The 20543-nt window shown below is 68.1% G+C and carries 25 protein-coding genes; 7 read left to right on the top strand and 18 right to left on the bottom strand.

Going from position 1 to position 20543, the window contains the following annotated elements:
* Positions 1-66 precede the first annotated feature (66 nt).
* The 10 genes from panB to AC1RRR_RS05260 form a co-directional block, all read right to left on the bottom strand.
* On the bottom strand, positions 67-894 hold the full coding sequence (panB, locus tag AC1RRR_RS05215; RefSeq protein ID WP_492811079.1) for a 3-methyl-2-oxobutanoate hydroxymethyltransferase: 828 nt from the start codon (positions 892-894) through the stop codon (positions 67-69).
* Between the two features lie 75 nt (positions 895-969).
* Complete coding sequence (locus tag AC1RRR_RS05220) at positions 970-1353, bottom strand: hypothetical protein (protein ID WP_492811080.1); 384 nt, start codon at positions 1351-1353, stop codon at positions 970-972.
* Positions 1346-1936 (bottom strand): RNA polymerase sigma factor, encoded by a 591-nt coding sequence (locus AC1RRR_RS05225; RefSeq protein WP_492811082.1) that lies wholly within the window; start codon positions 1934-1936, stop codon positions 1346-1348. Before AC1RRR_RS05225 ends, AC1RRR_RS05220 begins: the two co-directional genes overlap by 8 nt.
* Before the next feature lie 21 nt (positions 1937-1957).
* The gene (locus tag AC1RRR_RS05230) at positions 1958-2341 is read right to left on the bottom strand and encodes a DUF6249 domain-containing protein (protein WP_492811084.1); all 384 of its coding nucleotides are present in this window, start codon (positions 2339-2341) and stop codon (positions 1958-1960) included.
* Positions 2342-2454: 113 nt separating this feature from the next.
* Positions 2455-2763, bottom strand: a complete 309-nt coding sequence (locus tag AC1RRR_RS05235) for a hypothetical protein (protein ID WP_492811086.1) — start codon at positions 2761-2763, stop codon at positions 2455-2457.
* Positions 2760-3275 carry an RNA polymerase sigma factor gene (locus AC1RRR_RS05240; RefSeq protein ID WP_492811087.1) on the bottom strand — a complete coding sequence of 172 codons (516 nt, stop codon included), beginning with the start codon at positions 3273-3275 and terminating at the stop codon, positions 2760-2762. The genes AC1RRR_RS05235 and AC1RRR_RS05240 overlap by 4 nt, the downstream gene beginning before the upstream one ends.
* Positions 3275-3691, bottom strand: a complete 417-nt coding sequence (locus AC1RRR_RS05245) for a hypothetical protein (RefSeq protein WP_492811088.1) — start codon at positions 3689-3691, stop codon at positions 3275-3277. Before AC1RRR_RS05245 ends, AC1RRR_RS05240 begins: the two co-directional genes overlap by 1 nt.
* Positions 3692-3703: 12 nt before the next feature.
* The gene (locus AC1RRR_RS05250; protein ID WP_492811090.1) at positions 3704-3880 is read right to left on the bottom strand and encodes a hypothetical protein; all 177 of its coding nucleotides are present in this window, start codon (positions 3878-3880) and stop codon (positions 3704-3706) included.
* 47 nt (positions 3881-3927) lie between these two features.
* Positions 3928-4596 carry an HAD family hydrolase gene (locus AC1RRR_RS05255; protein ID WP_492811092.1) on the bottom strand — a complete coding sequence of 223 codons (669 nt, stop codon included), beginning with the start codon at positions 4594-4596 and terminating at the stop codon, positions 3928-3930.
* Between the two features lie 124 nt (positions 4597-4720).
* On the bottom strand, positions 4721-5068 hold the full coding sequence (locus tag AC1RRR_RS05260) for an ArsC family reductase (protein WP_492811094.1): 348 nt from the start codon (positions 5066-5068) through the stop codon (positions 4721-4723).
* Between the two features lie 120 nt (positions 5069-5188).
* Between AC1RRR_RS05260 and AC1RRR_RS05265 the strand changes: the two genes are divergently transcribed.
* Complete coding sequence (locus tag AC1RRR_RS05265) at positions 5189-5542, top strand: ArsR/SmtB family transcription factor (protein ID WP_454716472.1); 354 nt, start codon at positions 5189-5191, stop codon at positions 5540-5542.
* Positions 5539-6024 (top strand): SRPBCC family protein, encoded by a 486-nt coding sequence (locus tag AC1RRR_RS05270; protein WP_492811096.1) that lies wholly within the window; start codon positions 5539-5541, stop codon positions 6022-6024. Before AC1RRR_RS05265 ends, AC1RRR_RS05270 begins: the two co-directional genes overlap by 4 nt.
* On the opposite strand, the gene AC1RRR_RS05275 is transcribed toward AC1RRR_RS05270, so the two are convergent.
* Positions 6012-6683, bottom strand: coding sequence for a DNA alkylation repair protein (locus AC1RRR_RS05275; protein WP_492811098.1), 672 nt, complete (start codon positions 6681-6683; stop codon positions 6012-6014). The genes AC1RRR_RS05270 and AC1RRR_RS05275 overlap by 13 nt on opposite strands.
* Entirely contained in the window at positions 6683-7261 is a 579-nt protein-coding gene (locus AC1RRR_RS05280) for a 2'-5' RNA ligase family protein (RefSeq protein ID WP_492811100.1), read from the bottom strand. Before AC1RRR_RS05280 ends, AC1RRR_RS05275 begins: the two co-directional genes overlap by 1 nt.
* Before the next feature lie 126 nt (positions 7262-7387).
* Here AC1RRR_RS05280 and AC1RRR_RS05285 point away from each other — a divergent pair, with 126 nt between their 5' ends.
* Genes AC1RRR_RS05285 through AC1RRR_RS05300 form a run of 4 tightly spaced genes read left to right on the top strand, consistent with a single transcriptional unit; the run spans position 7388 to position 11063 of the window.
* Complete coding sequence (locus AC1RRR_RS05285) at positions 7388-7771, top strand: BlaI/MecI/CopY family transcriptional regulator (protein WP_492811773.1); 384 nt, start codon at positions 7388-7390, stop codon at positions 7769-7771.
* Positions 7761-9212, top strand: a complete 1452-nt coding sequence (locus AC1RRR_RS05290) for a M56 family metallopeptidase (RefSeq protein WP_492811101.1) — start codon at positions 7761-7763, stop codon at positions 9210-9212. Before AC1RRR_RS05285 ends, AC1RRR_RS05290 begins: the two co-directional genes overlap by 11 nt.
* Before the next feature lie 43 nt (positions 9213-9255).
* Positions 9256-10752 carry a GMC oxidoreductase gene (locus AC1RRR_RS05295; RefSeq protein WP_492811103.1) on the top strand — a complete coding sequence of 499 codons (1497 nt, stop codon included), beginning with the start codon at positions 9256-9258 and terminating at the stop codon, positions 10750-10752.
* On the top strand, positions 10749-11063 hold the full coding sequence (locus tag AC1RRR_RS05300; protein WP_492811104.1) for a hypothetical protein: 315 nt from the start codon (positions 10749-10751) through the stop codon (positions 11061-11063). Before AC1RRR_RS05295 ends, AC1RRR_RS05300 begins: the two co-directional genes overlap by 4 nt.
* On the opposite strand, the gene AC1RRR_RS05305 is transcribed toward AC1RRR_RS05300, so the two are convergent.
* The 6 genes from AC1RRR_RS05305 to AC1RRR_RS05330 form a co-directional block, all read right to left on the bottom strand.
* Positions 11060-11791: a DoxX-related protein gene (locus AC1RRR_RS05305; RefSeq protein ID WP_492811106.1), complete on the bottom strand. Its 732-nt coding sequence runs from the start codon at positions 11789-11791 to the stop codon at positions 11060-11062. The two genes, AC1RRR_RS05300 and AC1RRR_RS05305, sit on opposite strands and share 4 nt — an antisense overlap.
* A gap of 81 nt (positions 11792-11872) precedes the next feature.
* The gene (locus tag AC1RRR_RS05310) at positions 11873-12700 is read right to left on the bottom strand and encodes a helix-turn-helix transcriptional regulator (RefSeq protein WP_492811108.1); all 828 of its coding nucleotides are present in this window, start codon (positions 12698-12700) and stop codon (positions 11873-11875) included.
* A gap of 5 nt (positions 12701-12705) precedes the next feature.
* Complete coding sequence (locus AC1RRR_RS05315) at positions 12706-13161, bottom strand: DUF2147 domain-containing protein (protein ID WP_492811109.1); 456 nt, start codon at positions 13159-13161, stop codon at positions 12706-12708.
* Between the two features lie 111 nt (positions 13162-13272).
* Positions 13273-14001 carry a response regulator transcription factor gene (locus AC1RRR_RS05320; protein ID WP_492811111.1) on the bottom strand — a complete coding sequence of 243 codons (729 nt, stop codon included), beginning with the start codon at positions 13999-14001 and terminating at the stop codon, positions 13273-13275.
* A gap of 109 nt (positions 14002-14110) precedes the next feature.
* Positions 14111-17350, bottom strand: a complete 3240-nt coding sequence (locus AC1RRR_RS05325; protein ID WP_492811113.1) for an autotransporter family protein — start codon at positions 17348-17350, stop codon at positions 14111-14113.
* A 122-nt stretch (positions 17351-17472) separates the two neighbouring features.
* Positions 17473-18177 (bottom strand): LamG domain-containing protein, encoded by a 705-nt coding sequence (locus tag AC1RRR_RS05330; RefSeq protein ID WP_492811115.1) that lies wholly within the window; start codon positions 18175-18177, stop codon positions 17473-17475.
* Between the two features lie 104 nt (positions 18178-18281).
* On the opposite strand from AC1RRR_RS05330, the gene AC1RRR_RS05335 reads away from it, so the two are divergent.
* Positions 18282-20543 (top strand): glycoside hydrolase family 88 protein, encoded by a 2262-nt coding sequence (locus AC1RRR_RS05335; protein WP_492811117.1) that lies wholly within the window; start codon positions 18282-18284, stop codon positions 20541-20543.

A 20543-nucleotide genomic window follows, 5' to 3' on the forward strand; every position in this document is an offset into this window, starting at 1 on the left:
TAGCGGAGGGCCGCTCGCCGAGGCGGCGAACCTATAGCGTGCCGCGCGCAGCCGCAACGAGCCCTTTTACGACTTCTTGGCGTAGTAGGTCTCGCCCTCGCCGGGGAAGCTGCGATCTTTCACGTCACGCGCGTAATCGGCGGCGGCGCGGGTGATTTCGGTCTTCAGATCGGCGTAGCGGCGGACGAACTTCGGGGTCCAGTCGAACAGGCCCAGCATGTCGTCGGTGACCAGGATCTGGCCGTCGCAACCGGCGGAAGCGCCAATGCCGATGGTGGGCGCGTCGATGGCGGCGGTGATCTCGCGCGCCAGGCTCTCGGCCACGCCCTCGACCACCACGGCGAAGGCGCCGGCGTCGGCGGTGGCCTTGGCCTCCTCCAGGATCCGCTCGCGCTCGGCGGCGTCCTTGCCCTTGGCCTTGAAGCCGCCGTCGACCAGCACCGCCTGCGGGCGCAGACCCACATGGCCCATGACCGGCACGCCACGCTGGGTCAGGTAGCGGATGGTGTCAGGCACCGTCGGGCCGCTCTCGACCTTCACGGCCTGGGCCCCGGTTTCCTTCATGATCCGCACCGCGTTGGCATAGGCCTCTTCCTGCGAGCCCTCGTACGAGCCGAAGGGCATGTCGATCACGACCATGGCCCGCCTGGAGCCGCGCATGACCGCCTGGCCGTGCAGGATCATCATCTCCAGGGTCACGCCGACGGTGTTGGGCAGGCCGTGGACGACCATGCCGACCGAATCCCCCACCAGCAGCAGGTCGCAGGACTCGTCCAAGGCCGCCGCCACGGGCGCGGTATAGGCCGTCAGGCAGACAACGGGCACGCCGCCCTTGCGGCTGGCGATGTCGGGGGCGGCCAAACGGCGGACCGTCTCTTCACGATGGGCGGACACGGGCGAACCCTCCCTAGACGCATTTCGGGCGCCGTTTGTGGGCCGGATCGCGCCGCACCGCAACATGAACAGTGATTACAGGTCCTCGACCGCCCGCGTGACAGCAAACGCCAGAGCCAGCACCGCCAGACCCGCCGCCAGCCACATGGCCTCACCGCTGGCCGGAGCGCCCGTCAGCAGGCCATTGAACTTGGCCACGCCGGCGTCGATCTCGGTCTGCAGGTTGTGGCCGCTGTTGCGCGACAGCTGCGAGATCTCGCTGGAGAACCGGCTGCTGAGGATCTGGAACGCGGCGAACAGGCCAGCCGCCGTGCCGGCCAGGCCGATGAACAGCCGCCGCATCGCCCAGCCGCGATCCAGCTTGGACGCGACCTCGGCAGTGAACAGCGCCGCGTCCGGGAACGACGGCGTTTCGGCGAACAGGCGACTTAGTTGGGCTTCGAAATCGGGCTCAGCCATGGGCTTCCCTCCTCGTCCCTTCCTCTGGTCGGGCGAGTTTCGCCCGAAGTTTGTCCAAACCACGTTTGACATGGGATTTCACCGTGCCGATCGGGATGTTCAAGGCTTCAGCCGCCTCGGCGTGAGACCAGTCGGCCCCGTAGCAGAGGGAAACGCACAGGCGCTCCCCGCGAGACAGCGTCTTCAACGCCTCGTCCAGGTCGATCCGGCTGGCCGCAGCGCCGTCTCCGGACGCCTCGCGCACCGTGATCTCCTCGACCGGCTCCACGGTGTCCGAGAAGATCAGCCGCGCCTCGCGCTTGACCTTCTTCAGATAGAGCCGCGCGGCGATCTTCTTGATCCAGCCGCCGAAGGCGCCCTCGCCGCGGAACTCCGCCACCTGTTCGAAACCGGTGATGAAGGCGTCCTGGGCCACGTCGTCAGCCGTGGCGCTGTCGGCGCCCAGGCGTCGGAGCAGCCCCCGCACGGCCGAACCGTGCCGGCGCACCAGCTCCCCGTAGGCCCTGCGATCGCCCGCCGCCGCGAGCGCGGCGAGTTCGACGTCGTGACCGGTAGGCGGGCGTTCCATGCCCATCGACTTCAAGCCCCTCCCAAGGCCTTCCGCTTAAACCCGCGGTTCCTTGTTGGGGTTGAAGAAGCTGAGAAGGATCAGCGCCAGGCCGATCATGCCGGGAATGAAGGCGATGCCCAGCATCGGATGGAACGCGTCGTGCTCCTCGAAGCCGATCATGGTCCCCAGACCCGCCAGGCCCAGGCCGACGGCCAGCCAGATGACACCCGAGCGCAAGTCGCGCAGCGCCGTGGCGGGCTGGCGGACATCCTTGGTCATGGCGTCGATCAGCTCCTGCGGCAGCGCCTGGCCCTTGTCGATCGCCGAGCGGATCGTGGCCTGCATCTCCTTGCGCTCGCGGCTCTTCAGCCAGACGGGAACGATGCAGATGGCCGCGATCAGGCTGAAGAACGCGATCGGAACGAAAATGCCTTCCATGGCAGTGCTCTCCTAACGGGGTGACGACGCCCCCGCGCCGCCTTCACTGATAAGAGGCGTTCACGACCTCGTTTGGAGGCGCCCGCCCGCATGAAACTTTCGTAAGGCTGATTTCAGCCCGCCGACAAGCCAAGGCGACGCCAGACGCCGGGGCCGCCAGCCATCACCACCGCCGCGACAAAGGCCAGCATGGCGGCGGTCGGCGCCAGGCTGGGCGCGATCGCCGAGACCGCCGCGTTCAGCGCCGGCGCGCAGGCCCACAGCACCAGGGCGCTCGCCCCTGCCCCGATCACGATCGTCTTCAGCTGATCCAGGAACGCCTGTTGCTCGACCCGCTTCATCACCTCGGCGGTGAAGATGTCGGCGCGGCTCTGCTTGGGGGTTTCACCCAGGAAGGCCGAGAGTTGATCGTCCAGGTTCATTGCGAACCTCCCATAACCGCCAGCAGCCGCTCGCGGCCGCGGGTAACATGCGATTTGACCGTACCCAGCGGAAGTCCCAGGGCCTGCGAGACCTCGGCGTGCGACCAGGCCTGGCCCAGGCACAGGGTGACACAGGCCCGCTGATCCTCCGGAAGCGTCGCCAGGGCCGCCTCGAGGGCCATGCGGTCCTCGGCGCCGACCTCGGCGGCGGTCTCCAACTCCTGTTCGCCCCGCCAGGCCTCGTCGCGGGCGGCCGCGCGCTGGGCGCCGCGTCGCTGCGACAGGGCCTTCTTCCAGGCCACGCCGTAGAGCCAGGCCCGAAAGCCCTCGTCCTCGCGCAGCTTGGGCAGCCCCGCCCAGGCCGCCACGAAGGCCTCCTGAGCGATATCGTCGGCGTCGATCCAGCCGCTCTTGCGCAGGAAGCCCCGCAACGGCTTTTCATGGATCGCCACCAGTCGGGCGAAAGCAGCCTGGGATCCCGCGCGCGCCTGCCTGACGAGCGCGGCGTCCATCAGATGGTCGGGCCCTTCTGATCCAGGATCACCTGCACCAGGGTCGCGGCGCACAGCGCGCCCAGCACGAAGGCCACGATCACGAAGGCCTCGCCAGCGCCGTACATGTCGGTGGCGGCGGCGACCGCGAAACCGCTGGCCAGCAGGCCAAACAGCACCACCTGGTACCAGCTGCGCTCGCGGCGGCGGCGATAGCGCGGACGCTCGTCGTCATAGTCGTCGTCACGATGCAGGCGGCGACTGATCTTGTTCAGCAGCTCGGCCGGCGGCTCACGGCCGGAGGCGACATAGGTCTTGATCAGGTCCAGGGCCTCGCGGCGGGCGCGATAATCCAGCCAGGTGCGGAAAGCGCCCAGCAGCATGAACCCCACCGGGAAGATCAACCACCAGAACTGCCAGAAGAATTCTTCACGCATCTCGAGCTTCCCCTAGAGCAGACGGTTGATCAGGGCGGCGGGCGGCTCGCGGCCGGCGGCGGCCAGCTCGCGCAGCACCTGGGCCGCGTCGCGGCGGGCGCAGTAGTCCAGCCACGACCGGAAGACCCGAAGCGCCATGAAGCCCAGCGGGAACATCAGCCACCAGAAGTGCCAGAACACATTGTCCATCGGTCGATCCCTTCGATCAGCGGCGCGATCTCTCGCGCTTTCGAAGGTTAGTCGCCGCCGACCGCCGCCTTGGATGCGCCGACGTACGAAATAATTTCGGACATCGTGCTGAACGACACCGTGGGCTGGTGTTGGGCCAGGATCGAGGGCTTGGCGTAGCCCCAGTTGACGGCGCCGCAGTCCAGGCCCACCGCGCGGGCGGCCTCGATGTCGCGGGTCTCGTCGCCAATGCAGATGATCTTGTCGCGGGACACGCCCTGCCGGGTCACCTGCTTGAACTTGCGGGCCTTGCCGAACAGCGACGCGCCACAGGCGTACAGGCTGATCAGGTTGCCCAGCTCCTCGCCCAGCACGCGGCGGATCACCGCCTCGCTGTTGGAGCTGACCACCGCGATCTTCACGCCCGCTTCGTTCAGGGCGCGCAGCATCCGGGCGGTTTCGGGGAACAGCGGGATCGTGTGGGCGTCGGCGGCCATCAGCTTCTTGCCAGCGCGCGCGATCAGCGGAAGCTTCCAGGGCGAGACGCCCAGATAACGGATAACCTCGCGCGTGCTGCGGCCCCGCAGCATCTCGATCTCATCGTCGGTGACGGTCTTGAAGCCATATCGGCGGGCCATCGGATTGACGGCTCGCATCATCCACGCCGCGCTGTCGGCCAGCGTGCCGTCGAAGTCGAAGATGACCAGCTCGTACCGCGAGATGGCGAACTCCCCCACGCGCCTATGCCCCCACTTGAGTCCGTTTCAACCGGACGCTCCGTCCAGTGATAGACTGATCCCCCGCAAGTTGTCGTCTTAAACTTCGCTTAGAAGGCGACGAAACGCGTGGACAATTCGCGGTTTAGCTTACAGCAGCCTCATAGATATCGGGCTTGAAGCCGACCAGGCGCTTGTCGCCGAGATCGAGAACCGGCCGCTTGATCATCGATGGCTGGGCCAACATCAGGCCGATGGCCTTGTCGGCGTCCAGGTTCTGCTTGTCGGCCTCGTCCAGCTTGCGGAAGGTCGTGCCGGCGCGGTTCAGGATCACCTCCCAGCCGTGCTCCTTGACCCAGCCCTCCAGGGTGGCGCGATCGATGCCAGCGGTCTTGTAGTCGTGGAAGGCGTAAGCGTGGCCACGATCTTCCAGCCATTTGCGGGCCTTGGCGACGGTGTCGCAGTTCTTGATGCCGTACATCGTGGCGGTCATGGCGGGGCCTCCTGAGGGCCAGCGAATCCGCGCCCTCCCCCTGCCCTAGCCGAGCCAACCGCTTGACGGCTAGCGCGATCGAATCCATAACCATCTCGTTACATAACGAGTACATTATAAATGAGCCTCGCCGCCGCGCGCCTCGACACCACCTTCGCCGCCCTGGCCGACCCGACCCGTCGCGCGATCATCGCCCGGCTGGCCCAGGGCCCGGCCTCGGTCGGCGAACTGGCCCAGCCGTTCGCCATGAGCCAGCCGGCCATCTCGCGTCACCTCAAGGTGCTGGAGACCGCCGGCCTGATCTCGGGCGGCAAGGACGCCCAGCGCCGGCCTCGCCGGCTGGAGGCCCAGCCCCTGGCCGAGGCCACCGCCTTCCTGGAGGCCTTCCGCGCCTTCTGGGAAACCCGCTTCACCGAACTCGACCAGGTCCTCGAGGACCTCAAAGCCCAGACCAAAGAAGGAGACGCCCCATGAGCAAGCTGACCGTCGTCCAGTCCGGCGACCGCGACCTGATCGTCACCCGCGTGTTCAACGCCCCCCGCGACCTGGTCTTCCGAGCCCTGGCCGAGCCGGCCCTGGTGCAGCGCTGGATGCTGGGCCCGCCCGGCTGGACCATGCCGGTCTGCGAGATCGACCTGCGTCCGGGCGGCAAGTTCCGCTATGTCTGGCGCAACACCGAAGGCGTCGACATGGGCATGGGCGGCGTCTACCTCGAAGTCGAGGCCCCTGCCCGCACCGTCCACGAAGAGATCTTCGACGAGGACTGGACCGGCGGCCGCACGCGGATCACCACCCTGCTGGCCGAGGTCGGCGGCATCACCACCATGACCATGACGATCGAATACGCCTCGCCCGAGGGCCGCGCCGGAGCCCTGGCGACGCCGATGCTGGACGGCATGGAGTCGGGCTATGGCCTGCTCGATACGCTGCTGGAGGAAATGGCTCAGCCGGCCTGAGTTCTCTTGCTCAGCTGGCGCAGGGCGTCCTTGCCGTTCCAGCGGGCCGTCGCATCCGGGCTCGCCGCCAGTCGCGCGGCGCAGTCCAGGGCGGCGGCCTTCAGGGCCGGGCTCTTGCGTACGCCGATGGCCCGCAGCGCCCAGTTGACGCCCTTCTTGACGAAGTTCCGGGGATCCGTAGCCGCAGCCTCGATCAGCGGCAGGCGCTCCAGGAACACCTCATCCGGCAGTTCCTTACGGTGCAGGGCCACGCAGGCCAGCAGGGCGAAGGCGGCGCGCTTGTCGAACTCGCCCTCCAGCGTCGCCCACTGGTCGATCTTGGCCAGGGCGTGAGGCGTACGGTCGAACAGGTCGAAACACAGGGTGTCGGTCACCGCCCAGCTGTCGAACTCGGATCGCCAGGCGTCCATCTGCTCGGGCGTCACGAGCTTCGGATCATCGACCATGCCGGCCAACAGCCGGGCCTCGTACCAACGCGTGTCCCACAAGGCCTGCGCCAAGGCGTGATCGCGACCTAGTCGCTTGGACAGCTTGCGCAGCTCGCCGACAGGGACGCCGAACGCCTTCTCATAGGTAATCGCGAAGCCGGCCATGCGCTCGCGATAGCCGTCGTCGCCGAGCGCTTCCAGGTCCTGGAGGACCTCGGCCGCGGTCGCCATCAGCCCAGCATCCACTCGGCCAGAACGATGTGCTGGGTCTGGCCCAGCTTGCTCTGCACCAGCACGAAGCGCTCGACCGTCCAGCGGATCGGCTCGATCGCCTGCTCGGGAACGACCTGGCCGTCGTACAGCAGCGTGATGTGCGGCAGGAACTGCTTGTCGGGCTTCAGGGCCGCGCCGGCCATCTTCAGGCCCAGCGCCTTCTGGAAGTCGATCAGGGCCGCGACACCCTCCCCGCCCTGCAGGGTGAAGGGGTTGTTGCCCGGCCGGTTGGCGAAGCTGACGGCCTTGTCGAACACCACCTCGAACGGCGCATGGACCAGGGCCGCGCCGGCCATCTTGCCCTTGGTCACCATGTCATTGGGCAGGCCGACATAGTCGCCCAGGTGATGCAGGGTGATGTGGAAACGGTCGGTCAACAGCGGCTGACCGCGTAGGCCCAGGCTCTCCCTCAGCCGGCGAGCCTCCCGCGCGATCTGCTCGGCGGTCTGGGCGTCCGGATACAGCAGGAACATCAGCCGATCGGTCGGCGTAGGCGGGTCGAAGCCCGGCAGGCCCATCTGCAACGTCTCGGCCATCCGGCTCCTCCTTGGTCGCCGCCAGGATTACGCCGCTTCGGTTCTTGGGCAAACGTCGCATTACATTTCGTTTACGTGCGTAATCGTTGGCTTGACGCGATCGTTTACGTGCGTAATCGTCAGAGCATGGATACGAACCCGCACCGCATCAGCGCCGCCGAGAGCGAAGTCATGAAGGTCCTGTGGGCCGACAGCCCCAAGGCCGCCGAGGACGTCACGGCGATCCTGGCCAAGGACCAGGGCTGGGCTGAAGGCACGGTGAAGACCTTGCTCAACCGCCTGCTGAACAAGGGCGCGATCGCCGCCGACAAGGAGGGTCGCCGCTTCCTGTATCGCCCGCTGATCGGTCGCGACGACTATGTCGACACCGAGAGCCAGGGCCTGCTGGACCGCCTGTTCGACGGCCGCCTGGCGCCCTTGGTCAGCCACTTCTCCAAGCGCGAGAAGCTGGCCCCCGAGGATGTCGCCGAACTGCGTCGCCTGCTGGAGAAGCTCGACGATGGCCAGTGAGATCTTCCCTTTCCTGCTGAGGGCCAACCTGGCCCTGGCGGCGGCCGTGCTGCTGGTGCTGGCCCTGCGCAAGCCGGTCCGGGCCGCGTTCGGGGCGCGCAGCGCCTACGCCCTGTGGCTGGTCGTGCCGCTGTCGATCCTGGCTCTGCTGATCCCGGCGCGGACGATCACCCTGCCCGCGCCTGTCGCGGCCAAACCGATAGTCGTCGCTGAAGCTCCCGCTCCAGCGACCCAGACCTTCAAGCCGATCCCCAGGCAGATGCGCGTCCTGCCCATCGCCGAGATCGCTCTGGGCCTCTGGCTCGTCGTCACCTTGACTGCCCTCGCCATCCAGGCCGAGCGTCAGCGACGGTTCGTGCGCTCGCTGGGCAAGCTCAGCGCCGAGGGCGGCCTCTTCTGGTCCGACCGTCCTGGCGTCGGCCCGGCCGTGATCGGCGCCCTGGCCCCGCGCGTGGTGCTGCCCGCCGATTTCACGGCCCGGTTCTCGCCCGAGGAACAGGCCCTGATCCTGGCGCACGAGCAGAACCACCTGGCCGTCGGCGACGCCCAGATCAACGCCGCCGTCACGGCGCTGCAGTGCCTCTTCTGGTTCAACCCGCTGATCCATGTCGGCGCCGCCGTGCTGCGCATCGACCAGGAGATCGCCTGCGACGCCGCCGTGCTGGCCCGTCACCCCAAGACCCGCCGGACCTATGGCGAGGCCATGCTGAAGACCCAGCTGGCCGCCTGCGCCCCGCCGCTGGGCTGCCATTGGCCCGCTTCCGCCAACAAACAACTGAAGGAGCGTTTCACCTTGCTCGCCCATCACCACGCCAATCGCCGCCGCCACCTGGCCGGCGCCGCCGCTGTCGCCATCCTCAGCCTGTCGGCCGGCGTCGCCGCCTGGGCCGCCCAGCCGGCTCAGGTCGTCCAGAAATCGCCGGAACAGGCCAAGCGCGCCATCGCCCGCCATCTGAGCCAGCCCCTGTTCGACGCCGTCCGCTCTGGCGACGCCGCGGCTGTCCGCGAGCTGATCGACCTGGGCGCCAACGCCAATGCCGTCCTGCCCGGCGACGGCTCCCCGCTGATCGAGGCCGCGCGCCACGGCCGCATGGACCTGGTCCAGATGCTGCTGGCCGCCGGCGCCGATCCGAACCTGCCGGTGCGCGGCGACGGCGCCCCGCTGATCCAGGCCTCGCTGTCGGGCAATCTCGAGATCGTCCGCCTGCTGGTGGAACGCGGGGCCGATGTCGAAATCTTCGTGCCCAACGACGAGACCCCGCTGATCAACGCCGCCCAGGCCGGCAACCTGACCATCGTCAAATATCTGATCGAACGCGGCGCCGACGTGAACCGCGAGGTGCCGGCCAATGGCGGAACGCGCTCGCCCCTGAGCGAAGCCCAGCGCAACGGCCGCCTCGACGTCGTCGCCTACCTGAAGAGCCGGGGCGCGCGCTCTTAAGCGCGCCCGAACTTCTCCAACAAAATCAGCGAGTTTCAAAACGATGGCGATCATCGACGCCCGGACTCTGCCTGACGCCAGCCCGATCGAGGCCGATCTCGTGATCATCGGCGGCGGTCTGGCCGGCATCGCCCTGGCCAAGGAACTGGCTGGCGGCCCGCTGAGGGTCGTGATCCTGGAGAGCGGCGGCCTGGAGATCGACATGGAGAACCAGGCCCTCTACGCCGGCTCGGGCGTCCAGACGGCGCCGGGCAATCCCGAGCGGCCGTTCGACGACTATCCGATCCAGTCCCGGGTTCGCGCCCTCGGTGGCTCGGGCCTGGTCTGGGGCGGCAAGTGCGCGCCCTTGGACCCGGCCGACTTCGCCGAACGCGCCTGGATCCCCCACAGCGGCTGGCCCGTCACCCGCGCGCAAATGCAGCCCTACTACGACCGGGCCTGCGACCTGCTGGAGATCCCGCGCTTTCCGCTGGAGCGGCCCGCCTCGACCGAGCCTTCACTGCAACCGCTGGCGCTGGACCCGGCCGACGGCTTCTTCCCGGCCCCGCGCGAGTTCTCGAAGTTCTCGGGCGGAACCGACAAGGCCGCCTTCGACGTCTTCCGCACCCAGTTCGCGGAAGCCGCCAATATCACCGTCTACCTGCACGCCAATGTCGTGAAGATCCGCCGCCAAGGCGCCGAGGTCGTCGGCCTGGATGTCGCCTGCCTGGACGGCAAGCGCCATACGGCCAAGGCCGGGCGCTACGTGCTGGCCACCGGCGGCATCGAGAACGTCCGGCTGCTGCTGGCCTCCGACGGCCTGGGCAACCGTCAAGACCTGGTCGGTCGCTTCTTCCAGGGCCACGTGACCTATTCCAACGATGGCGACGCCGGGAACGAAGGCACGGCCCTGGCCGTCTCCCGCGCCGAGCCGCTGGAGCTCTACGCGCCGACCAAGCGGATGGCGGCGCACTGTGTGATCGGTTCCGGCCTGAAGGCCCAGACGCGGATGAAGACCGGCAACTTCACCGCCACCCTGTTCCGCGCCGACGTCCCCGATCCCGACAGCAAGACCATCGCCAAGGCCAATGCCCGCCAAGGCGACGGCCAACTGCTCGGCTATTTCGCCATGACCGAGCACTTCCCCAATCCCGACAGCCGCGTGACCCTGGATCCGGACCACAAGGACGCCTTGGGCATGCCGCGCGTGCGCCTGACCTGGACCTATGGCGACAAGGACTATGCGGACCTAGAGCGGTCGGTGTTCGGCCTCTCCGACGCCCTGGGCGCGTCGGGTGAAGGCCGGATGTGCTGGGCGATCCCGCGGGGCAAGCTCTTGGCCACCTCCAGCGCCTCGCGCCACCACATGGGCACGACGCGGATGCATGCCGATCCCAAGAAGGGCGTCGTCGATGCCGACCTGCGGCTGCATGAGGCCAGGAACCTCTATGTCGCCGGCAGCTCGGTGTTCCCGACCTCCGGCATCGCCAACCCGACCCTGACCATCCTGGCCCTGGTCATGCGCCTGGCCGACCACCTCAAGAGCGAGACCGTCCAATGACCAGCCGCCGCGACCTGCTGGCCGCCCTCTTCGCGCTGGCCGCCACGCCGGCCCTGGCCCGCACGCCAGACGGCCTCGATCCTGCCGCCGTCCGCCGCATCGGCGAGACCTGGCGCAAACAGCATCCGAACACGTCAATCCGTGAACTGACGAAGCGCCTCTTCCCCGCCGGACGCGGCCCCGACGCCCTGCCCGCCTTGCGCGTCCAGGCCGCCGCCGACTTCCGAAAGGGCGCGGTGTTCAACTATCGCGGCTGGCGGCTGTCGGACACCGAAGGCGCGCTGTTCGCCCTGCTGTCGCTGGAGGGTTAGTCCTCGACGTTCAACCGCCACAGGGCGAAAGCCGCGCCGGTCAGGGTCAGGGCCACCGAGGTCATGGTCCACTCCATGCGGCTGGCCGGCTCGGCCAGCACGCGCGGGATGTGCAGCAGCACCACGAAGCTGGCCATCATGCCGGTGATCGCGGGACCAGCGGCCTTCAGCCCGCGATTGGACAGGAAAGCCAAGCCGGCCAGCACGTGCCCAGCCCCTGTCGCCGCCGCCCACCCGGTCGGCCAAGGCAGCCAGGCCGGGACCATCTGGGCCGTGAACTTCAGATAGACGAAGTGCGACAGGCCAAAGACCAGCAGGCACAGCCCGAACGCGACGCGGGTCGAAAAAGCCAGGCGGCGTCGCAAGTCTCCCCCGAGGGATAGCGCGAGGAGCGCGACGCCGCCCGCCGACATCGTCGCGCTCTCGGCCAGGCCCAGCCATTCGGCGACCGAGCCAGGTTGCGCGACCACGCGGGGGCCATGGAGCAAGACGGCCCAAAGACCGAAGAAGATCGCCAGGAGCAGCCGGCCGCCCTTCGCCAGGCGCGGCAGCACCGCCGCGAGGGCCGCGGCGGCCATCGCGACGGCGGAGGCGGAGGCCAGCACGGACCGGAGAGGAACGTTGTCCGGCACGGGCTGCCACTGGAAGGCGAAGTCGCTTGAGATCAGCCCCAGCACGCCCAGCAGAAACGCGCCCAGCGCATACGGAACCGCTTTCCCCGACACCATCACCCGCCCCGACTCCCCTGAAACCTCGGTGAGGCAAGGCAGCACGGCGCGGCCGACGGAACTTGGGGTTTGTTGCGGTGGCTAGGCGGCCTGCCGCCAGGCCCGAGGCGAACAACCGAACGCCTCGCGGAAGGTGTGGTTGAAGTGCGAGAGGTCGTTGAAGCCGACGTTCAGGGCGATCGTGGTGATCGGCGCCTTGGTGTCCAAGAGCTGATCGGCGGCGGCCTTGAGGCGCGCGCCGATCTGGAACTGGCGGGGCGTCTCGCCCGTCACGTCCCGGAAGGCGCGGATGAAGTGATAGCGCGACAGGCCCGCATCGGCGGCTAGCTGGGTCAGCGGCAGGGTCTCAGCATAACGGCGCTGGACGTCGTGGGCGACCTCGCGGACCCGGCCGTGGTCGACGCGGCTGGCGTCGCGGCGGCGCACGCGGCGGCCCAGGGCCAGGGCGGCGGCGGTGACGGCGACCACCGCCTCTTCCTGAGGACGGCTATCGCGCGCCAGCTGGCGGATCGCGCCATACAGCGGCGCGGTCTCACGGCCCGATGCGACGGCAGCCACGGCGAAACGGCCATCGGCGCAGCGCAGGTCCTCGGCCAGTTCGTTCATCAGGACGTCATCCAGCGCCAGGACCGCGCGGCGATTGCCGGCCCCGTCCAGATGCAGGCAGCCAAAGCTCTCCTCAGCATTGCCCAGCACGATCGTACCGGGCGTAGCGGTCGCCGAGCCGACGGGGGTCTGATAGCCGAACACACCCGACACCACCGCCCCGATCGCTGAGCGGGCGTAGCGGTGGCGAGCCAGGGTCTGGGCTGGCGCGGCGCAGCTGACATCGCCCGCGCCGTAGAGACCGCCCCGGCTGGCCAGGACGGGACCGTCCACCTCCACCCGGAACTCGGCCCCTTCCGACATCGGCCCTAGAGCGCCCGGCCGGTCGACGCCGAGGCGGTGTCGACCCGCGTCCACACCTGGGTCTTGCACAGGACCAGGAAACAGCCCTTGGCGCGCAGCGAGGCGCGATCCAGCAAGCGCATCTGGCCCGAGAAGGTCATGTCCAGGTCGGGTACGTAGACGCGCCCCTTCCATTCGTTCGGATCGGAAGCCGAGAAGTCACGCAGCAGTTGCATGCCGACCAGGTCTTCGTTCTTCTTCTTCTTCACGTCGGCGCGCGCGTCAGGATTGGCCCAGACGACATAGCCGCAGGTGCGGGTCTCGCACGGCTTGATCTCGATGTGGACGCTGCCCTTGGGATTGCGCCAGACACCATAGACGTCGCTCGCCTTGAGCGGCGTGACATCGGCGGCCAGCGCTGCGCCAGCCAGGCTCGACAGCGCCACAACGGCCGCCGCCAGCAGCGTATTCCTACGGCTCATGAAGCCCTCTTCCAACTCACAGACACGCCCACCCCGGTCGCGGGCGCACGCTAGACTGTGGAGAGAAGCAGGTGAAGCCGTCAGAATCTGGGCGGCGACGGTTTTCGTCTCTCAGTCGACGAGGATGCTCTCGACCGGCACGGTCAGCAGGTAGCCTTGGCCTCGCACCGTACGGATCAAAAGGTCGCCACCCTCGACCCGCGCCAGCTTGGCCCGCAGGCGGCTGACGATGACGTTGATCTGGCGCTCGTGCTCGGAACGGTCGCCGGTGTTGGGATCCTGCAGCAGCCGGGCGCGCGGCACGATCTGCTGCGGGCTGGCCAGCAAGGTGCTCAGCAGGGTGAACTCGCCGGACGACAGCTCGACGCTGCGCTCATAGGGGTCGAACATCTGCCGGGTGATGATGTTCAGCCGCCAGCCGTCGAAGCGGTAGATGTTGGCCTTGTCGTCGTCGCGGCGCACGCGCAGGCCCGCCTGGCGGCGACGCAGCACCGAGCGGATGCGGGCCAGCAGCTCGCGCTGGCGATAGGGCTTGGCCACATAGTCGTCGGCCCCGATCTCCAGACCCACGACGATGTCGCTCTCGTCGGCCATGGCGCTGACCACGATGACGCCCGGCTGGGGCTGCTGGCTGCGCAGGCGGTTGCAGACCGAGAACCCGCCCTCGCCCGGCAGCATGATGTCCAGCACCACCGCATCGACCGGCACGGTGGTCAGGATCTTGTCCATCTGCCGCGCCGACGAGGCGGTGACCACCTCGTATTCGTGTCGGCACAGCAGATCGTGCATCTGAGACCGCGCGGACTGGTCCGCATCGAGAAGTAAAATCCTTTGCCGCATGCCCGTCACTCCGTCCTCTGGCGCGGCTAAGGCGTAGCTGGACGGAGCGGCGAAAATACTTTCCGTTTGTATTGCGAGGTTCGCGATTAAGGCGCGATTGTGGCGAGCCTCAGAACATCGCACGGCCGGAGAACCGCATGTAGTAGCGGGTGGTCTTCTTGGCCGCTTCCGCCCCGCCTTCCAGCGCCAGGTACGACAGGGCCGAGCCGGCGCGGATGGCGAAGCCCAGGGTCGCCGCGCCCTGCTTGTCGGCGATCGAGGTCAGGGTGAAGCTCTCCCCGCCCCGGAACCGCGCCACGGTGTCGTCGAGGCTGCCCGACAGCGTCTTGCGATAGCCGACCCGCAGCTCGGGCCGCCACCACACCGCCTCGCCGAACTGAGCGCCCAGCACCAGGCCGATATCGCCGCTGAGATTGCTGAACGCCCGCGCGTTACGGATCAGGTCGAAGCCATCACCGCCGCCGGTCTCGCTACGCTTGCCTTCCGAGAAATAGATATAGTCCAGCCGCGTCTCGGGCCGGATGTAAGCGCGACCGATCTTCTGCTCATAGGCGACGCCGGCGAAGGCGTTGGCGGTCGCGCCGTTCCAGTGGGCGACATTGGTGACCGAGGCGTCGGCCACGCCGTCGCCGTCGACGTCCTCGCTGTAGAAGCTGCGGTCGCCCGTCAGCCAGCCATAACCCGCCCCGCCGCCCAGGTTGAAGCGCCAGCCGCCCACCGCACGTCGCCAGTAGAGCCCTGCCTGGACCATCGTGTTGACCGTATGCTCGCCGGCCTTGGCGGTGGTGTCGTGCTCCTCGACATTGACCATGGCCAGGGTCACGCCCAACGCCCCGCCCGCGTCACCCATGGCCTCGTAGCCGGCCACGAACCCGAAGGCGGCCGTGTCCGAGCCCTGGTCGGTCCCGTCCTCGCGCTTCACCATGGTGTTGATCTGCTGCACCCAGATGCTGTCGGGGCCATAGCGGTCGCCCAGGTCCGGGCGCACGGCGGTGGCGGCCGAGATCTGCTGGTTCACCGACTGCAGGGCCGAGAACATGCCGATGCCCTGGTCGGGCAGCATCTGGTTGTAGAGGTTGTAGAAGCCGTCGCGGGTGTTCTGGGCCAGGAAGGCGCTGGCGATGTCCTCGTTCTTGGACAGCGCCGCGAACACCGCGTCGTAGGCCGAGCCTTGGTTGGCGGTCATGCCGGCCTCGGTCGCCGTGCGGCGGCGCACGTCGATATTGATGCTGTTCCCCGACTGATAGGCGTTGGCCACATAGAGGTACGGCGCGCTGCCCAGCAGGTCCTGGTCGATCGTGCCGGCCGTCAGGCTGCCGGCCTGGATGACCTCGAAGGTCGAGGCGTTGGTCAGCAGGTTGTTGAGCACCAGCCCCAGCTTCGTTCCGGACTCGATCGTGGCCGTGTCGGCGATGATGCGGCCCCAGGTCCCAGCGGCCGGATCGACGCTGAACACCAGCTTGCTGCTGGCGCCCAGGCTGAGGTTGGTGATCTTCAGGTCATTGGTGTTGGTCAGAGCAAGAATACCGTCGCCGACGCTGATGTTCAGCCGGCCGTCGCTGTCGGACAGACTGGTCAGCACATAGGCCCCGCCGTCGATCTTCAAGGTGTCGAGGCCGGCTCCGAAGTCGATCGCGCCGATCACCGAGCCGTTCAGGACGTTGAACGTGTCGTCGCCCGCGCCGAACAGGATCTTGCCGATGATGGCCGGCTCATCGGCGTCGTCCACGCCGTCGCCATCCGTATCGGTGTCGGCCACCCCATCATCGCCGTCGTCCCCGTCATTGACGCCGGTCTGGGTGAGGGTGACGCCGGTAGTGTTCTTGGAGACATCGATGGCGATCGCCTTGCCGGTGATCGTCTCGTCCGAGGCGTCGGTATTGTCGTCGTCGGTGTCGTATTCGTCGTCGGTGGCCACGACATAGGCGGCGATGGTGCGGGTGTTGTTGATCGTCGTCAGCGTGCCGGCCTCGTCGAGGATGGCGTAGGCGTTGCCCTTCTCGCCCGACACCGTGGCGGTGATCACGCCGTCGTTGTTCAACACGCGCGAGACCGCGCCGGCGTCGATCACCAGCGCCCGGGCCGAGAACGCGCCCTCCGAAACCGTCGAGGCGCTGATCGAGCCTTCGTTCCAGATGGTGTCGGCGATCGCGCCCGCTTTCAGGCGCAAGCCGTTGGTCTGGGCCTCATAGCCCCCGGCCGTGATCGAGCTGGTCACCCGAATGCCATTGGCGAGCAAGGTCTCGTAGCCCGCGTCGCCGCCGATCTGCACGCCGATGGTCTCGACGCCGTCATAGACGCTGGCGGCGCTGATCGAGCCGTTGATGACCAGGCCATAGGCGTTGTCGCCCTCGCCCACCGCGCCGATCGTCACCGTATTGGTGTTGGAGCCGATCTTCAGGGCCGGCGCGCCGCCATAGACCGAGATCGACGCCGTGCCTTCCGCGTTGTCGGCGACGCCGTCGCCGTCCTCGTCGTCGGTGGTGTCGTCATTGGTGTCGGTCGGCGGTCGGTCCAGCAGCACCCCGCCCGAGACATTGGCCGTGATGTTCACCCCGCCGCCGCCTTCCAGTTTGTCGTCGGCGTCCAGCAGCGCCCGGTCATCGGGATCGCTGTAGCGTGAGGTGACGCGGTAGCCGGTCGAATAGACCGAGCCCTGCAGGACGAACGCCCCTTCGATCGGCGCGTCGACCGCCACCCCCACGGAGCCTTCGCCGATGACGCTGGTCGAGCCCTCGATCTGGACCTTGCCGGTGACCGGCGCGGCGATGCGGACGCCGTAACCACGGTCGCCGGTGACGCTGATCGAGCCCGAGTGGACCAGGTTGCCGACCAGCGGGGCCTCGACGCTGATCCCCGCCGAGTCCATGCCCTCGATGGTGATCGTGCCGGTGTTGGTGATCGTGCCGGTAAAGGCTTGGTCCCCGGTCACCCGGATGCCGTAGCGCCGATAACCCTTGGCGAAGAGGCCGTCGTAGTCGCCGTCCTCGTCGGTGTCTTCGTAGTCGTAGTTTTCGGTCAGGCTGATCGAGCCGGTGCTGGTCACGCTGCCCGCATGGCCGCCGATGACGAGGATGCCGACCGAATCGTCGACGCCGACGCTGGCCAGGCCGCCGTTCATCGTGACGGCGTTGTCGCTGTTGAGGGTGACGATCCCGCCCGCCGTGCTCAGCGTGATGACGCCGTCTTCGGTCACCTTCACATCGTCGGCGGCCCCGTCGTTGGGGCTGGCGGTGGTGATTGGCGTGGTCCGCGTGCTGCTGGTGACCTCGACCTCGGCGAAGGCATGTCCGGCATACAGGAGCAACGGGGCGGCGGCGGCCGTGGCGACGAGAAGCTTGCGCGGCATCGGGAACCTTCGAGGACAGTCCCCGAAGGCCTAGCCGCCACGCTTGGCGCTCGCGTGGCTGGCTTGTTTCCCATCCGCCGCGCCGCGCAACCTGGCGCAGCTTCCCGTGACCTTTCGAAAGGTCAGCGCACGCCGGTGAAGTGCTTGGGCTCCAGGAAGTGGCGCGTGAAGCGGGCCTCGTGGACCGCGCCCTTGAAGAAGTCGACCTTGTTCATCCGCGAACCGATCGAGGCCCGGCCCGGCCCCTGCGGCTTGAACGGCACCTCAGCCTCGCCCTGCAGGACGCCGTTGACATAGCAACGATACATCTTGCCGTCGAAGCTCTGGGCGACGTGGAACCACTGGCCGACCGGGAAGCGCTTGTCCGGGAAGATCAGGGTGTGCTTGTAGCCCGGCCCCGTGACAAAGGCGTCCAGCCACCACTCGGTCCCGACGGTGCGGATCTCGAACAGGAAACGCGTGGTCGAGGGCGGCGCGCCTTCGGGCGCCATCTCCTGCAAGTGGAACCAGCGCTGGGCCTCGTGGCCGCCGTCGGGGCGGAACACGGCCTCGAAGGTCCAGGTCTCGGCCCCTGCCAGCGGGTGCTGCTCGACGAAAAGCACGTCCTGGACGCCGTCGAACTGCACGGCCTTGCCGACGGGGCTGTCGATGATCTTGGGCGCGCCCTCGGCATGGGCCGCGATCCCGCCGATCTTGGTCAGGTTGTCGAAGGTCCAGACGGCCTGGTCCTTGAGCTTCTTGCCGGCCGCGGCGGGCGTGGCCGCACCCAGGATCGACAATCCGGCGGCGGCCGTCAGCGCCTCGCGGCGGCTCCATTCGAGCGTCATATCATCTCCCCGATTTTCTTTTCACGCGTTCCACTTTGTGGCATAGGCTTCCACATAATGACAATGACACCGGTTGCAGTGGCATTGGGCGGAGGAAATCACGGATGTTTCGAGTCGTCTCCAACCACCGCACCCTGATCGCCCTCGCCTTGGCCGGGACCGCCCTGACGACGGGCGCGATCGCCCACGCCGCGCCGGCCCGCGCCCCCAAGACCGTCTCGGCGAAACAGGAGGCCCTGCCCTCCGCCGACGCGGTGCTCGCGGTACTGAACCGCGCCAATTCCGCCCAGATCAAGGCCATGCGCGCCGAGCCGATTCCGCTGACCACCGGCGGGGCCGTGCGCGAGATCTCGTCCAACTGGGTCTCGGCCACCTACTATGTCGGCGCCGCGCGCCTGGCCCGCGTCACCCAGGACAAAGAGACGATCAAGTTCCTGACCGACGCGGCCGAGCACTACAACTACGCCCTGCGCGGGGCCAAGACGCCCAAGAACATGCTGAACGCCGACGAGATGGCGATTGGCGACCTCTATGAGGAGCTCTACGCCCGTCGCCGCCAGGAAGGCGTGATCATGCCCCTGCGCCAGCGCCTGGACTGGGCCCTGCCGCACCTGACGCGTCAGCCGATCCCCGAGCACCTGGTCTGGTGGTGGAGCGACGCCCTGTTCATGGCCCCGCCCGTCCTGGCCCGGATGAGCGCCCAGACCGGCGACGCCAAGTACCTCAAGGCCATGGACACCCAGTGGTGGCGCACCTTCGCCCGCCTCTATGATCCGGACGAGAGCCTCTATTACCGCGACGAGCGCTTCATCGAGCGTCGCGACGAGCAGGGCCGCAAGCTGTTCTGGTCGCGCGGCAACGGCTGGGTGATGGGCGGCATGGCCCGCGTGCTGGAGTCGATGCCGGCCGACTATATCCAGCGGCCGCGCTACATCGCCATCTTCCAGTCGATGGCCAAACGGATCGCCGGCCTGCAACGCGCCGACGGCCTGTGGTCGTCCAGCCTGCTGCAGCCCGAGCGCTTCCCGGAAGCCGAGACGTCGGGGTCGGCCTTCTTCGTCTACGCCCTGGCCTGGGGCATCAATCATGGCGTCCTGGACCGCGCGACCTACCTGCCGGTGGTCGTGAAGGGCTGGAAGGGCCTGGAGGCCCAGGTGCTGCCCAACGGCATGCTGGGCGCGGTCCAGAAGACCGGCGACCAGCCCGTCACCACGGCTGCGGACGACATCGGCCCCTACGGCGCTGGCGCCTTCCTGCTGGCAGGGCTCGAGGTCATGAACCTGTCCAAACCCGTGACCGCCCTCCCCCTGGCCGAGCCCGCGCCGGACGCCGCCGCCTTCGTCGCCGCCACCATGCCGGTCCCGGCCGTGCCGCGCACCGTGCGTGGTCCCGAGGAAGAGGCCCGCCACGCCACCGAGATGAAGGCCGTGGCCGCCCTCGCCTACGATCCGTTGATCGAAGGCCCGGGGCTGGCGCCCGCCCAGGTCCCGCCCGCCGCGCCGGGCCAACCGACGCCGCCCAAGATGATCTTCCGCATGGCTCCCCCGCCGGCCGGCCAGGAGACGCCCCGCGCTACGGTCCGCTACGCGCCCGAGCGTTATGACGACATCCTGTGGGAGAACGACCGCACGGCCCACCGCATCTACGGCCCGGCCCTGGAGCAGTACGAACCGCCCTCGACCTCGGGCGTCGACGCCTGGGGCAAGAGCGTCCGCTACCCGTTCATGACCCGCCAACTGCGCACCGGCGATCAGCACGCCTATCACGGCGAAGGCATCGACTATTACAACGTCAAGACTTACCGCGGCGCGGGCGGCCTGGGCGTCTGGGACGGCGGCAAGCTGTGGGTGTCGCGTAACTGGAAGGACTACAAGATCCTGAAGGACGGCCCCGACGCGGCGTCGTTCAAGGTCAGCTACGCCCCCTGGAAGGTGGGTGATAAGCGCGAAGTCTGGGAAAGCCGGACCTTCACCCTGCCCATGGGCACCAACTTCACGCGCCTGGTCTCGACCTTCGGCTCCAACGCCAAGGGCCCGATCACCGTCGCCATCGGCATCACCAAGGCCCCGACCGCCAAGACCGCCGGCGACCTGCGCGCCGACAAGGCCAAGGGCGTGTTCTCGTTCTGGGATGTCACCGACCCCGACAAGGGCACGATGGGCGTGTCGCTGCTGATCGATCCTCGCCAGATCGTCGACGTCGTCGAGACCGACAGTGACTGGCTGGTGCTGGTCAAGGTCACGCCCGGCAAGCCGTTCGTCTACTATATGGGCGCGGCGTGGGACAAAGGCCTCGACTTCCACTCGCGCGCCGATTGGGAGACCTACGTGTTCGCCCAGAAGCCCGACTTCAATCCGGAGCACTAG

This window comes from Caulobacter sp. GW821-FHT12D05, assembly GCF_058807295.1.

Excerpts from the sequence above, each read along its gene's own strand:
- AC1RRR_RS05275 (WP_492811098.1), bottom strand. The coding sequence starts at position 6,683 with ATGGCGACCGCGGCCGAGGTCCTCCAGGACCTGGAAGCGCTCGGCGAC.
- AC1RRR_RS05235 (WP_492811086.1), bottom strand. The coding sequence starts at position 2,763 with ATGAACCTGGACGATCAACTCTCGGCCTTCCTGGGTGAAACCCCCAAG.
- AC1RRR_RS05270 (WP_492811096.1), top strand. The coding sequence starts at position 5,539 with ATGAGCAAGCTGACCGTCGTCCAGTCCGGCGACCGCGACCTGATCGTC.
- AC1RRR_RS05295 (WP_492811103.1), top strand. The coding sequence starts at position 9,256 with ATGGCGATCATCGACGCCCGGACTCTGCCTGACGCCAGCCCGATCGAG.
- AC1RRR_RS05230 (WP_492811084.1), bottom strand. The coding sequence starts at position 2,341 with ATGGAAGGCATTTTCGTTCCGATCGCGTTCTTCAGCCTGATCGCGGCC.
- AC1RRR_RS05310 (WP_492811108.1), bottom strand. The coding sequence starts at position 12,700 with ATGTCGGAAGGGGCCGAGTTCCGGGTGGAGGTGGACGGTCCCGTCCTG.
- AC1RRR_RS05220 (WP_492811080.1), bottom strand. The coding sequence starts at position 1,353 with ATGGCTGAGCCCGATTTCGAAGCCCAACTAAGTCGCCTGTTCGCCGAA.
- AC1RRR_RS05320 (WP_492811111.1), bottom strand. The coding sequence starts at position 14,001 with ATGCGGCAAAGGATTTTACTTCTCGATGCGGACCAGTCCGCGCGGTCT.
- AC1RRR_RS05240 (WP_492811087.1), bottom strand. The coding sequence starts at position 3,275 with ATGGACGCCGCGCTCGTCAGGCAGGCGCGCGCGGGATCCCAGGCTGCT.
- AC1RRR_RS05285 (WP_492811773.1), top strand. The coding sequence starts at position 7,388 with ATGGATACGAACCCGCACCGCATCAGCGCCGCCGAGAGCGAAGTCATG.
- AC1RRR_RS05335 (WP_492811117.1), top strand. The coding sequence starts at position 18,282 with ATGTTTCGAGTCGTCTCCAACCACCGCACCCTGATCGCCCTCGCCTTG.
- AC1RRR_RS05325 (WP_492811113.1), bottom strand. The coding sequence starts at position 17,350 with ATGCCGCGCAAGCTTCTCGTCGCCACGGCCGCCGCCGCCCCGTTGCTC.
- AC1RRR_RS05250 (WP_492811090.1), bottom strand. The coding sequence starts at position 3,880 with ATGGACAATGTGTTCTGGCACTTCTGGTGGCTGATGTTCCCGCTGGGC.
- AC1RRR_RS05265 (WP_454716472.1), top strand. The coding sequence starts at position 5,189 with ATGAGCCTCGCCGCCGCGCGCCTCGACACCACCTTCGCCGCCCTGGCC.
- AC1RRR_RS05315 (WP_492811109.1), bottom strand. The coding sequence starts at position 13,161 with ATGAGCCGTAGGAATACGCTGCTGGCGGCGGCCGTTGTGGCGCTGTCG.
- AC1RRR_RS05245 (WP_492811088.1), bottom strand. The coding sequence starts at position 3,691 with ATGCGTGAAGAATTCTTCTGGCAGTTCTGGTGGTTGATCTTCCCGGTG.
- AC1RRR_RS05280 (WP_492811100.1), bottom strand. The coding sequence starts at position 7,261 with ATGGCCGAGACGTTGCAGATGGGCCTGCCGGGCTTCGACCCGCCTACG.
- AC1RRR_RS05290 (WP_492811101.1), top strand. The coding sequence starts at position 7,761 with ATGGCCAGTGAGATCTTCCCTTTCCTGCTGAGGGCCAACCTGGCCCTG.
- AC1RRR_RS05330 (WP_492811115.1), bottom strand. The coding sequence starts at position 18,177 with ATGACGCTCGAATGGAGCCGCCGCGAGGCGCTGACGGCCGCCGCCGGA.
- AC1RRR_RS05260 (WP_492811094.1), bottom strand. The coding sequence starts at position 5,068 with ATGACCGCCACGATGTACGGCATCAAGAACTGCGACACCGTCGCCAAG.
- AC1RRR_RS05300 (WP_492811104.1), top strand. The coding sequence starts at position 10,749 with ATGACCAGCCGCCGCGACCTGCTGGCCGCCCTCTTCGCGCTGGCCGCC.
- AC1RRR_RS05305 (WP_492811106.1), bottom strand. The coding sequence starts at position 11,791 with ATGGTGTCGGGGAAAGCGGTTCCGTATGCGCTGGGCGCGTTTCTGCTG.